Source organism: Sphingobium amiense (genome assembly GCF_003967075.1).
GTDB lineage: Bacteria > Pseudomonadota > Alphaproteobacteria > Sphingomonadales > Sphingomonadaceae > Sphingobium > Sphingobium amiense.
In genome coordinates this window covers 1,160,254-1,171,890 of record NZ_AP018664.1, presented here as the reverse complement: position 1 = coordinate 1,171,890, position 11,637 = coordinate 1,160,254, and the positions used below count along the sequence as shown (strand labels likewise).

Here is an 11,637-nt window from a genome sequence, read left to right as displayed (position 1 = left end):
TGCGTCCGTTGAGCGTTGCGCGTCAGGCGACGGCCTGCATGTCCGCGTTCTGCTCCTCGCGCTCGACCCAGTCGATCAATAGTGTAAGGACGCGGCGCAGCGCCGTATCCTGTTCCTCGGCCCGGAACTCCAGCGACGCAAGCCTCTCCTCGATCAGGGTGAAGCAACTTTTGAGCGCATCGGGGTCGATCTGCACTTCGGGGTTCGGGGCGAAGGGCGCATGGGCCTGCATCGCGCGCAGCGATGCGATCTCGCCGCGCAGCGCTTCGATCTCGGCCATCATGTCGTGGCGTAGCTGCTCGGCTGCGAACCCATCGGCGGTATTGACGGCTTCAACGCTTTCAGAAGCCTCCTGCACATCCACCTCGGGCGCAGCGAACGGGGCGTCGATGACCGGTTCCTCCATTGCGCTCTCCTCCGGTTCGGGGTTGATTTCAGCGGACCGATCTTCGTCCTCGACCAGCGCGAAGTTCGCCACGCTGCCTTCGGCGTCTTCGATGGTGTCGAGCACGGAGGGGGCAGCGGGTTCGGGCGCGATGTCCGCGTCCAGCCCCATGTCTTCGACGACAGCGCCCACCACATTGGCGTCGATCACGGCCAGTTGCTCGATCGCGCCGAGCAGCAGCACGCGGCTCACCAGCGCGTTGAGGCGGCGGGGAACGCCGCCCGTTGCGGCATAGAGCGCATCATAGGCCGCCGGGGTGAAGGACGGGTTGCCCTGCCATCCCGCGATCGACAGGCGGTGCAGCACATAGGGTTCTACCTCGCCCGCCATCATGGGCTCCAGATGGTGAGTCGCGATGACGCGCTGGCGCAATTGCTCCAGCTCGGACGATTTCAGCAGGTCGCGGAACTCGGGCTGACCCAGCAGGAATATCTGGAGCAGCGATTGTCCGCCAAGCTGGAAGTTGGAAAGCATCCGCAGCTCTTCGATGGCGGACACCGAGAGGTTCTGCGCTTCATCCACGATCAGCAGCGTCCGCCGCCCGGCCCGCGCCTGTGCGTAGAGGAAGCTTTCGATCTGGCGCAGGGTCGCGGCCTTGGTCTGTCCGTCGGTCGCGAGGCCGAAGCTCTGCGCGGCGAGGCGCAGCATGTCGTCGCCCTCGACCTGCGTCGACACGATCTTGACCGCCGTGAGCCGCGCCGGGTCGATGGTCTGCATCAGATGCCCGACCAGCGTCGTCTTGCCCGCGCCGATATCGCCGGTGATGACGATGAAGCCCTCTCCCTGCGCAAGGCCGTAGCCGAGGTAAGACAGCGCCTTGCGGTGCGTCGCGCTCTCGAAATAATAGGCCGGATCGGGCGTGAGCTGGAACGGGCGGCCCTGCAATCCGTAGAACTGATCGTACATCTTCTCGTCTCCAAGGCTTCCGGTCAGAAGCTGTAGCGCAGGCCGACCTGCCCCATCGCGTTGATGAGCGATTCCAGGTCGTCGGGCTTCACCCCGTCGATCCCCAGCGACGCCGAAGCCGACAGGCGGCGGCCGATGGTCCGGAAATAGCTGCCGTAAATGCCATAGTTCAGCACATCGAGCCGATTGCCGCTGGCGTCGAAATAGTTGAGGTAGGTGACGACATCCACGCTGTCGCGGCTGCTGAGCGCGTAGCTCATCGTCGCATTGCCATACCAGTTCTGGTCCTTCGACCCGCGGATGAGGACGCTCGTGCCTTCGGGCGTGATGAACTTGCGCTGCGAATAGCCAGCGCCGAGGCCGAAACCCCAAGGCCCGCGCTGCAACGCATATTGGCCTGCGACGCCGCGATAGCGGAAGTTCGCGCCCGTGATCCCGGCCAGCGCGTCATTGAAGCACTGTCCCCCGCCGGTTGCGGAGAAGGCGCAGCCGGTGAGGTCGCCGCTGAAGGGGTTGCGGATGAGGTTGAGGTTGCTGCCCGACAGCGCGGCCACATCGCCGGTCACGACCCGCCCAAAGCTGTCGATCCCGTCGAACAGGGCGATGGCGATGCTGCTGTCGCGGCCCTGCCAGGTGAAGCTGCCCTGATAGGTCATGCTGCCATAGCGTTCGCCGATCCGCGCTTCCAGACTGGTGCGGCGGCTGGGCCGCCAGAGCACGCCTACATCCCAGATGATGTCATCGAAGTCGTAAAGCAGAGCGCGCGGCGAGCTTTTGTTCGTGACGTAACGGCCATTGCGCACCTGCGGCACGCCGTTGGCGTCCAGCAGCGGCGCGCGCTGGCTGATCTCGATCTTTTCATAGCCGATGCCGCCGACCGCCGCGAGCGTGGGGGAAACAGGGACGGTCGCATCGACCCGGCCCCATGCATCCTCGAATCGCTGGTCGAGCTGCCGCGCATCCTCGCGCGTGTAACCCGCGCTCGCCACCAGCCCGACGCCGGGAAGGACGGTGTTGGGCGCAAAGCCGACCGATCCCAGCAGCGTGTGGGTCCAGCTATCGGTGAAGGCGCCGTTGGGTTGTGCGCCCGGAAGATCGAAATTGACATCGTCCTCGACCCGCGCATAGCCCAGCGTGTAGGCGGCAGTGACGTCGAAATCGCCGAGCTTCGTCGCATAGGCGGGGCCGACATAGCCTGCCCAGACCTGACTGGAGAAACTGTCCCGCTGCGCCAGCGCGCCGGACAGGCCATCGGTGCGCACCCGCGTGCCAAGGCCGCCTGCACGCAGCGACAGGCTGCGCGACAGCGCAACGTTGGTGGTGACGATGCCGCTGATCGTATCCTGATCGGGCGTCTGGCTGCCCCAGCCGAAGCTGTGCATATATTGCAGGTCCGCGGCCGCTTCGACCCGGTGCGTCTGCACCGAAGCGGTGACGCCCGCCGTCACGTTGGTATAGGTCAGGACGTCGCCGTCGCCCTTCATGGGCGCGATGACGACCTGATCGACGCCGAGATAGGGCGTCACGTCGACCTTTCGCGGCTTTCCGCTCTGCGCGAGCGCGGCGGGCGCCGCCACAAGAGCGAACGCCGCACCCGCGAGGATGATGGGCCGCCGGATCACTGGACGTCTCCCTCATCATAATAGCCGGTGAAGCGCCGCACACCGCCGCGGAAACGGACGCCGTTCAGCAGGAGCTGCACCTGCGCCCCGCCCTTGAGCATCCCTGCCGCCTCGCGCACCGCGCTTTCGGGCGTCACGTCGGCGCGCACGACCAGCAGTGCGATCGCCGCGTGACTGGCGAGCACCGCAGCCGCCGAAGCGGCGAGCAAAGGCGGCGAATCGAAAACGACGATCCGTTCGGGCCGCTCCGCCGTCAGCCGGTCCAGCAACTGTTCGGTGCGGGCGGAGGCAAGATATTCGGTGTCGCTGTTGCTCCGCTGACCGGCGGGCAGGACGCCGAGCGTCGGAATGTCGGTGCGGATGACGATGTCCTCGACCGCGATCATGGGGTCGGCGAGCGCGTCCATCAGGCCCGGCCCGGCTTCCAGCCCCAGCCTGGCGGGCAGGCCGGGCTTGCCGAAGTCGGCATCGACCAGCAACACTTCGCGTCCCTGCTCCGCCGCGAGGCTGAGCGCGAGATTGATCGCGCAGAAGCTCTTGCCCTCGCCGCTGTGCGCCGAGCAGACGAGGATACGGTTGCCGCGCTTCGCGCCCTGCAACTGCCCGAGCAGGTCGCGCTTGAGCAGGCGGAACTCTTCGCTGAGCGCCGTGACCGGAGCATCGGGAAGGAGAAAGCCGCCTTCGGCCAGCGCGATGCGATCGAGCGGCTGGATGGGGCCGCGCCAGTCCGGTGCGCGGAAAGCGGCGGGTATGGGAGCGGCGGCGACCGGCGCAGCGGGTTCCACCGGCTGATCGGCGGGCAGATCGACCGCAGGCGCGGCGCGCCCACGCAGCGCGGCGTTGAAATCATAGATTTCGGTCGCCCGCTCGATCAGCGATCCCCGGTTCGCAAGGGGGGTAAACTGGTTCATTTTCTCTGGTTCCTTCACGCCCCGGCCACTCTTCAAGCCATGCCGCGCTGGATGAATTCGACGACGATCAGCAGCAGGCAGACCGCGACCAGACCGCCGCTCGCGCCCGCGAACCATTTCAGCCGCTGCTTTTCGAGCGCCTGCTGCGCGGCGGTCAGCGTCTGGCTGATCGAGCCGGCGACGGGCAGGCCGATGGCCTTTTCAAGCCGGGCGGCGGTGGGGAAGCTGCCCTTGAGCTGGCCGAGCGCGAAGGCGACGCCGACCCCGGCGGCAAGGCCCAGCACCAGCACACCCAGCAGCAGTAGCGGGCGGTTCGGCGCGGACGGCGCGTTAGGGCTGCTCGGCGGGTTGATGACGCGGAACTGGACGGAGCCGGTTTCGGTCTTCACCTCGCCGCGCAGGCGAAGATCCTCCCGGTCGGCGGCGAGCTTGTCATATTGTGCCTTGAGCGCCGCATAGTCGCTGTCGATCTTTTCCTGTTCGGACGCGATGCCGGGTTCGTCGACCTGCTTGCTCATCATGATGTTGATGTCGGACTGGAGCTGCGCCTTGCGGGCGCTCAGCGCCTGCACGGTGGCGGCGCGTTCGGCCTGCATCGACTTGATCGAGAGATAGGCGGGATTGGGAGTGCCGCCCGCTGCGCCGCCGCTGCCGCCCGCATGGCGGAGCGCATCGACTTCACGCTGGGCCGCGATCACGTCGGGATGGCTGGCGGTCCAGCCGCGCGCGCGCATCGAAGCGAGGTTCGATTGCGCCTGAGCCAGCGGCGAAGCGCCGCCCCCCGCGCCGACGCCGGGCAGCGTCTGCGGCGTGCCGGCCAACTGGCCGTTCATCGCCGACAGCGCGCTTTGCGCCTGCACCAGTTGCGAGTCGATGTTGCTGATTTCCATGCGCGCCGCGTCCATGCGCTGCCCGATCGAGCCTGCGCCGGGCAGCAGTCCGCTGTAGCGCTGCGCAAATTCGACGCGGCGCTGATCGGCGGCCTCGAGCTGCTTCGCGCGCTGGGCGATCTGCTGGTCGAGGAAAGCGAGGCTCTGCTTCGTTTCGTTGCGGCCGCCGGAGAGATTTTCCTCCTGGAAGATGTCGATCAGCTTCTGCACCACCTGCTGCGCGATGCGGGCGTTCGCGCCGTCCGACAGGCTGGAATCGGCGGACACCGCGCTGATGTCGACCATGCTGGGATCGGCGAGCGCGACGACGGTGATGTTCTCGCGCAGTTTCGTGATCTTCGCCGCCACGTCGCGCGGGCCGGATATGCCCTGCGACAGGTCGGTGTCGCGAACGACCTTTTCCAGATTTTCCGCGCTGGTCAGCGTGTTGCGGACGCGGTCCAGATCCTGCTGCGACTGGACGGGGGTGATCCCGACCTTGTCTTCCAGCACCGACTGGGTGTTCACATAGACGCGCGCCTGACTCTTGTAGCTGTTGGGGACGAGCGCGACGCCAAGCCAGCCGAGCATGCAGACGCCCCATGCCACGGCCAGAGCCACCCAGCGGCGGCTCCAGATACCGTGGAGCAGGACCATCAGTTCGTCGTACAGACCCGCCATCAGAACATGCTTTCCGGAATGATGATGACGTCGCCCGGCGCGAGCATGACGTTGGCCTTCGTATCGCCCTTCTTGAGCAGGTCGTTCAGGCGCACCTGATATTCGGTCTGCTTGCCGCTATTCTTGTCGAAACGGACGAGGCGGGCGCGGTTGCCCGCCGCATATTCGGACAGGCCGCCGACCGCGATCATCGCGTCGAGCAGCGTCATGTTGGCGCGGTAGGGGATCGAGGCGGGCTTTTCGGTCGCGCCGACGATCCGCACCTGCTGGCTGAAGGTGCCGCTGAAATTATTGACGATGACCGACACCAGCGGATTTTCGATATATTGGGTCAGGGCGAGCTTGATGTCTTCGGCCAGCATCTTGGGCGTCTTGCCCACGGCGGGCATGTCGGTGATGAGCGGCGTGGTGATGCGTCCGTCGGGCCGCACCTGCACCTTTGCGCCCAGTTCCGGGTTGCGCCACACGAAGATGGTGAGGTCGTCGAGCGGGCCGATCACATATTCCTCGCCCGGCCCTTCCTGCGTCGACACGAAGGAAGCGGGCGGCAACTGCCTGCCCGGCGCCGCTCCACCCGATGCGCAGCCCGACAGGACAAGAGCGGGCAGCGACGCCCCGATCAAAAGCCTGAAAACCGACAGGAAACGCATAGAAGAACCCCTTGATCCCGCCGCGCGCCGCCTGCGCCGCCGGACGGAGTCGGCGGTGCTCGCGGCACGGGGCTTTGGGCCTCTTCATGGCTCCAAAGGGTAAAGATACCGTTAGGAGTTAAATCCCGAACAAATCAGCCAAGTAAAAGCTGACGGGGACTTGGGTGGCCAAGAAACGCTGCGGGACTGGCCGACGCGCCATAGGCTCCGGCGAGGAAGACCGCGACGAGGTCGCCTTCCTGCACCTGCGGGAGAGCCACGCGGTCCCCCAGCCGGTCGAGGGGGGTGCACAGGCACCCCACCACCGTGACCGGATCGGCAGGCAGCGCACCGAAGCGGTTGGCGACCGCGATCGGATAGTTGCGCCGCACGACCGTGCCGAAATTGCCGCTGGCGGCGAGCTGGTGATGCAGGCCGCCGTCAACCACGACGAAGGTTTCACCCTGGCTGATCTTCACGTCGATGACGCGGGTGAGGTAGACGCCCGCCTCCCCCACCAGCCAGCGCCCGAGTTCGAGCGCGAACCGGCTGTCGCGCAGGATGTCGGCCCGCTCCTCCAGCGCGGTGCCGAGCGCGACGCCGATGGGGCGGATGTCGAGCGGTTCGTCGCCGGGGAAATAGGCGAGGCCAAAGCCGCCGCCCAGATTGACGAGCGGAGGGGACGCGCCCACTTCGTCGGAGAGGCGCGCGGCCAGCGCCATCGTCGCCGCCTGCGTCTCTATGATTGCCATGGCGTCGAGATTCTGGCTGCCGGCGAAGATATGCCAGCCCCGCCAGTCCGCCCCGCCCGCGATCACCGCTCGGGCCAGAGCGGCGGCGCGGTCGGCATCCACGCCGAAGGGCTTGGCACCGCCGCCCATGCGCATTCCCGATCCCTTGAGATCGAAGTCCGGGTTCACCCGCACCGCGAGGCGCGGCGTCTTGCCGATGCGGTCGGCGATGGCGAGCGCGCGGCGGCCCTCCCCTTCGGATTCGAGGTTGAGGGTGACGCCAGCGAAGATCGCGGCTTCCAGTTCGTCGTCGCGCTTGCCGGGGCCGGCAAAACTGATCCGATCCGGCGCCATTCCCGCCTCCAGCGCCATCGCAAGTTCGCCGCCCGAGGCGATGTCGAACCCGTCGACCTGCCCTGCCATCCGCGTCAGCAGCGGGGCATAGGGGTTGGCCTTGATCGCGTAGTGCAGGTCGACCGCCTTTGGCATGGCGTCGCGGAAGCGGCGGACCTGCGCTTCAACGATGCCCATGTCGTAGACGAAGAGAGGCGTGTCGCCCGCTTCGTCGATCAGGCTCGCCGCGCCGCATCCGCCGATCAGCAGCATCCCCTCCTCGCTGGCGAACCAGGCCGGGATCGGTCCCATCGGCTTCATGCGCCATGCTCCTGCGCCAGCGCCACGCGGTCGATCTTGCCATTGGGATTGCGGGGGAAATGGTCGAGCAGGAGGATGTCGCGGGGTTGCATGAAATTGGGAAGTTCCTGTTTGAGATGAGCCGCGACGCCTTCGACAACCGCCGGATCGTCGCCGCGCAGCAGCAGGCGCACGGCCTGTCCCAGCCGGTCGTCCCTGATCCCCAGCGCGACGGCTTCGGTGACTCCGGGGACGGCGGCGGCGGCTTCCTCGATCTCGGTGGGGCTGATGCGGTTGCCTGCGGACTTGATCATCGCGTCGTCGCGGCCGACGAAATAGAGCAGCCCATCCGCGTCGCGCCGCACCGTGTCGCCCGACCAGACCGCGCTGCCGCCGTAGCGCGAGGCGGGCGGCGCGGGCCGGAAGCGTTCGGCGCTGCGGGCGGCGTCGCGCCAATAGCCCTGCGCCACGAGCGGGCCGCAATGGACCAGTTCGCCCGGCTCGTCATCGCCGGTCAGGCTGCCGTCCGGGCGGACGACGAGGATTTCGGCGAACGGGATGGCGCGGCCCATCGAGTCGGGATGGCTCTCGACCAGAGCGGGGGGCAGGTAGGTCGAGCGGAAGGCTTCGGTCAGGCCATACATGGGATAGAGGTCGGCCTGCGGAAAGAGCGCGCGCAATTTCTCCACCAGCGGGCGCGTCAGTGCGCCGCCGCTGTTGGTCAGACGCCGGAGCTTCGCGGCGGTTTCCGCGGGCCAGTCCAGTTCGGTCAGTTGCACCCAGAGGGGCGGCACTCCGGCCAGCGTCGTGATGTCGCGCCGGTCCACCAGCTTCATCACGTCGCGGGGCGTCAGATAGTCGAGCGGATAGACGCAGCCGCCCGCGATCCATGTCGAGAACAACTGGTTCTGCCCATAGTCGAAACTGAAGGGCAGGACGCAGGCGGTGCGGTCGTCCGGCGTGAGGCGCAGATAGTCGGCCACCGCCACCGCGCCGAGCCAGAGATTGACGTGGGTCAGCATCACGCCCTTGGGCCGCCCGGTCGATCCGCTGGTGTAGAGAATCGCGGCGAGATCGCCTGGGTCGGCGGCAGACGGGCCGATCCCCTCCCCCCCGCTCATGGCGCAGGCGGCGTCTTCCTCACGATGGAGCTGGCACCCGGCGGGCACATCTCCGTCGCCCAGCGTGTCCAGCCGCGCGGCGCTGCCGATCATGGCCGCCGCGCCGCTGTCGGCAAGGATATGCGCGACCTGTGCATGTTTGAGCAGCGGGTTGACGGGAACATTGACGAGACCGGCGCGCGGTGCGGCCAGCGGCATCAGCGCGGCGACCGGACCCTTCGCCATCCAGCTTGCGACGCGCGCGCCCGGCTCCAGCCCGAACCCGGCGAGCCACCCCGCCAGCCGGCCCAGCGTGACTTCCAGTTCGGCATAGTCGTAGCTGCCCGACCGCCCGTCCAGCGCCGGACGCGTCGGATCGCCGCGCAGCAGCAGATGGTCGATGGGCCTGACCTCCGCTCCGTCGATCATGGTCCGATGCTCAGTCACGGACGCTTAACTCCATGGCGATGTTTTGATCCTATGCGTGAAGCCGTGAGTGCGCATGGAGATAGTCGGTTGGTGATGGCAAGGGAATATCGCAGCATGGCGGAGGTGCGGCAATGGCTCGCGCCCCGGCTGCGCGACGCCGCGCCTTTGCTGTTCGCGCAGGCCGAATGGTTCGACGCGCTGCACCGCCATTGCTTTGCCGACATGCCGGTAAGGGTGGCGATGGCGGCGGAGGGCGGCGCGGAGGTCTGGCTTTTCCTGCATGACCGGGGTGAGCGCAAGGCGGGCGCGCTGGCCAACTGGTACAGTTTTTCGTGGGCGCCGCTGTTTCTGGGCAATCCCGACGAGAGGACGCAGGCGCGTCTGCTGGAGCGGGTTGCGGCGGAGCTGTTGCGGGACTGCGCGCAGATCGACCTTTATCCGCTGGAGGAGAGCGGCGCTGTGCTCGCTGCCTTGCGCAAGGCGGGGTGGTTCGCGGTGACGCGGGCCATGGGCGGGCGGCATGTGCTGGATGTCCAGGGGCGCAGCTTTGACCGATATTGGGCCGGGCGGCCGGGGCGGCTGCGCGAACTGGTGCGGCGCAGGGGGCGGGACCGGCCTTTCGAATATGCCGTCCACCATGAACTGACCGATGGCCTGTGGCGGGACTATGAAGCGGTTCATGCGGCGAGCTGGAAGGAGCCGGAGCCGGAGGGCGGCCTTGCGCTGCTGCGGGAGATTGCCGGGCGGGAGAGCGCGGCGGGCCGGCTGCGTATCGGCTTTGCGCGGCAGGGCGAGCGGGCCGTCGCGGCGCAGCTCTGGACGCTCGACGGCGACTGCGCGCTCATCCACAAGCTCTGCCATGATGCGGCGTTCGATGCACAATCGCCGGGCACGCTGCTGAGCCATAGCATGTTCGCCCACGCCATCGACACCGACCGGGTGGCGCGGATCGACTATGGGACGGGCGATAACGCCTATAAGAGTGACTGGATGGAGCGGCGCATTCCGCTTCATCGCGTCGACGCCTTCAACCCGCGCTTCGCGTCGGCTTGGCTGCCCGCCGCCCGCGCCGCCATTTCGGCGCTTGTCGGCTAGGCCGGGAGCGATTACGTAGCGCCCATCATGCAGGTTCCCCAAACCCAGCCGGTCGACCGGACGCCCGATGTGGAAAACCGGCTTCGCGCATTGCTCCGCGATGTCCTTGGCCTCTCGCAGGAGCGGGTCGATGCATTCGACGATGACACGCCGCTGTTCGGCGCTCTGCCCGAACTGGATTCCATGGCGGTCGCCGGACTGCTGACCGAGATGGAGGACCGTTTCGGCTTCCTGATCGACGACGAGGATATTGACGGCGACACGTTCGAGACGTTCGGGTCGCTGCTGGCGTTCACGACGACGAAGGTCGGCTGACCCTCGCCGTCGGCAAGGGCTTAAGCCTCCACCAGTTCCTCGAAATCCTGTTCCTGAAGGAAACGCTCGACATCGAGCGCGGCCATGCAGCCCATACCCGCCGCCGTCACGGCCTGCCGGTAGATCTTGTCGGTGACGTCGCCCGCCGCGAAGACGCCGGGGATGGCGGTGTGGGTCGTGCCCTTCTCCACCACGATATAGCCTTCGTCGAGCGGCAGCTTGTCCGCGAAGAGTTCGGTCGCGGGATGGTGGCCGATGGCGACGAAGCCGCCGTCGGTCGGGATATGGCTCTTTTCCCCCGTGACCGTGTCGATGAGGTCGACGCCCACCAGCCCCTCGGGCGTGCCGCCGCCGACGAAGCGCTCGACCGCCTTGTTCCAGACCACCTTGATGTTGGGGTGGGCGTGGAGCCGCTGTTGCAGGATCTTTTCCGCGCGCAGGGAATCGCGGCGGTGGATCAGCGTCACGTCATGGCTGTGGTTGGTGAGGTAGAGCGCTTCCTCGACCGCGGTGTTGCCGCCGCCGATCACCACCACCTTCTTGCCGCGATAGAAGAAGCCGTCGCAGGTGGCGCAGGCCGAAACGCCCTTGCCCTGAAGATGCTCCTCGCCCTCGACGCCCAGCCACTTGGCCTGCGCGCCGGTGCAGATGACGAGCGTGTCGGCCACATAGAGCGTGCCGCTGTCGCCGCGCAGGCGGAAGGGGCGTTCGGACAGGTCCACATCGACGATCTGGTCATACATCATCTGCGCGCCGACATGTTCGGCCTGCGCCTGCATCTGTTCCATCAGCCACGGCCCCTGGATCACTTCGCGGAAGCCGGGATAATTCTCCACATCGGTGGTGATGGTGAGCTGCCCGCCCGGCTGCATCCCCTGCACCACGATCGGCGCGAGGCCCGCGCGCGCGCCATAGATGGCGGCGGACAGCCCGGCGGGGCCGGAACCGAGGATCAGCATGCGGGTGGAATGGGTGGCGCTCATGTCAGGCTTTCAGTTATGATTCGCTATGGCCGAGAGATAGGCAGCGCCGCCCGTCCCGCCAAGCGATGGATTTGCTTGGGGACCACGAAGCGGCGCTGCGGAACGCGACAGTGAAGCGACACCGGATCGGGGGCCGAAGTTCACACCGTTGCAGGGTGGCGCGAAACCGCGCTTTTCGGGCAGAATCGCGCCGCCCACGCGCCATCGAAGCGCCGCGCAAGCGCCCGCGAAGCGACAGCGACGCGCCGGTCACGCGACAGCGACGCGACAGTCAGGCGACGGGGTGAG

10 protein-coding genes are annotated in these 11,637 nt (G+C 67.2%); 2 read left to right on the top strand and 8 right to left on the bottom strand.

Going from position 1 to position 11,637, the window contains the following annotated elements; genetic code table 11:
• Positions 1 to 22 precede the first annotated feature (22 nt).
• The 7 genes from SAMIE_RS05545 to SAMIE_RS05515 all read right to left on the bottom strand — a co-directional run bounded on the left by SAMIE_RS05545 (position 23) and on the right by SAMIE_RS05515 (position 8,956).
• Entirely contained in the window at positions 23 to 1,351 is a 1,329-nt protein-coding gene (locus tag SAMIE_RS05545) for an XrtA/PEP-CTERM system-associated ATPase (RefSeq protein WP_066699605.1), read from the bottom strand.
• Between the two features lie 23 nt (positions 1,352 to 1,374).
• Complete coding sequence (locus SAMIE_RS05540) at positions 1,375 to 2,973, bottom strand: hypothetical protein (RefSeq protein WP_066699607.1); 1,599 nt, start codon at positions 2,971 to 2,973, stop codon at positions 1,375 to 1,377.
• Positions 2,970 to 3,884 carry a P-loop NTPase gene (locus tag SAMIE_RS05535; protein WP_066699610.1) on the bottom strand — a complete coding sequence of 305 codons (915 nt, stop codon included), beginning with the start codon at positions 3,882 to 3,884 and terminating at the stop codon, positions 2,970 to 2,972. Before SAMIE_RS05535 ends, SAMIE_RS05540 begins: the two co-directional genes overlap by 4 nt.
• Before the next feature lie 32 nt (positions 3,885 to 3,916).
• On the bottom strand, positions 3,917 to 5,434 hold the full coding sequence (locus tag SAMIE_RS05530) for an XrtA system polysaccharide chain length determinant (RefSeq protein ID WP_066699612.1): 1,518 nt from the start codon (positions 5,432 to 5,434) through the stop codon (positions 3,917 to 3,919).
• A complete protein-coding gene (locus tag SAMIE_RS05525) occupies positions 5,434 to 6,084 on the bottom strand; it encodes an XrtA/PEP-CTERM system exopolysaccharide export protein (RefSeq protein ID WP_066699614.1) in 651 nt (216 codons plus the stop codon). The genes SAMIE_RS05530 and SAMIE_RS05525 overlap by 1 nt, the downstream gene beginning before the upstream one ends.
• 134 nt (positions 6,085 to 6,218) lie before the next feature.
• Positions 6,219 to 7,448: a pyridoxal-dependent decarboxylase, exosortase A system-associated gene (locus SAMIE_RS05520; RefSeq protein ID WP_066699616.1), complete on the bottom strand. Its 1,230-nt coding sequence runs from the start codon at positions 7,446 to 7,448 to the stop codon at positions 6,219 to 6,221.
• Positions 7,445 to 8,956 (bottom strand): acyl-CoA ligase (AMP-forming), exosortase A system-associated, encoded by a 1,512-nt coding sequence (locus tag SAMIE_RS05515; RefSeq protein ID WP_066699618.1) that lies wholly within the window; start codon positions 8,954 to 8,956, stop codon positions 7,445 to 7,447. Before SAMIE_RS05515 ends, SAMIE_RS05520 begins: the two co-directional genes overlap by 4 nt.
• An 87-nt stretch (positions 8,957 to 9,043) precedes the next feature.
• Between SAMIE_RS05515 and SAMIE_RS05510 the strand changes: the two genes are divergently transcribed.
• The gene (locus tag SAMIE_RS05510; protein WP_066699620.1) at positions 9,044 to 10,051 is read left to right on the top strand and encodes a GNAT family N-acetyltransferase; all 1,008 of its coding nucleotides are present in this window, start codon (positions 9,044 to 9,046) and stop codon (positions 10,049 to 10,051) included.
• Positions 10,052 to 10,078: 27 nt separating this feature from the next.
• Positions 10,079 to 10,366, top strand: a complete 288-nt coding sequence (locus SAMIE_RS05505) for an acyl carrier protein (RefSeq protein ID WP_066699622.1) — start codon at positions 10,079 to 10,081, stop codon at positions 10,364 to 10,366.
• Positions 10,367 to 10,386: 20 nt separating this feature from the next.
• On the opposite strand, the gene trxB is transcribed toward SAMIE_RS05505, so the two are convergent.
• Positions 10,387 to 11,349 (bottom strand): thioredoxin-disulfide reductase, encoded by a 963-nt coding sequence (gene trxB, locus SAMIE_RS05500; protein WP_066699626.1) that lies wholly within the window; start codon positions 11,347 to 11,349, stop codon positions 10,387 to 10,389.
• Between the last annotated feature and the right edge of the window lie 288 nt (positions 11,350 to 11,637).

What these genes read in the sequence shown, in the direction of transcription:
- SAMIE_RS05545 (WP_066699605.1), bottom strand. Translation starts at nt 1,351, where the DNA reads ATGTACGATCAGTTCTACGGATTGCAGGGCCGCCCGTTCCAGCTCACG.
- SAMIE_RS05535 (WP_066699610.1), bottom strand. Translation starts at nt 3,884, where the DNA reads ATGAACCAGTTTACCCCCCTTGCGAACCGGGGATCGCTGATCGAGCGG.
- SAMIE_RS05530 (WP_066699612.1), bottom strand. Translation starts at nt 5,434, where the DNA reads ATGGCGGGTCTGTACGACGAACTGATGGTCCTGCTCCACGGTATCTGG.
- SAMIE_RS05525 (WP_066699614.1), bottom strand. Translation starts at nt 6,084, where the DNA reads ATGCGTTTCCTGTCGGTTTTCAGGCTTTTGATCGGGGCGTCGCTGCCC.
- SAMIE_RS05520 (WP_066699616.1), bottom strand. Translation starts at nt 7,448, where the DNA reads ATGAAGCCGATGGGACCGATCCCGGCCTGGTTCGCCAGCGAGGAGGGG.
- SAMIE_RS05515 (WP_066699618.1), bottom strand. Translation starts at nt 8,956, where the DNA reads ATGATCGACGGAGCGGAGGTCAGGCCCATCGACCATCTGCTGCTGCGC.
- SAMIE_RS05505 (WP_066699622.1), top strand. Translation starts at nt 10,079, where the DNA reads ATGCAGGTTCCCCAAACCCAGCCGGTCGACCGGACGCCCGATGTGGAA.
- trxB (WP_066699626.1), bottom strand. Translation starts at nt 11,349, where the DNA reads ATGAGCGCCACCCATTCCACCCGCATGCTGATCCTCGGTTCCGGCCCC.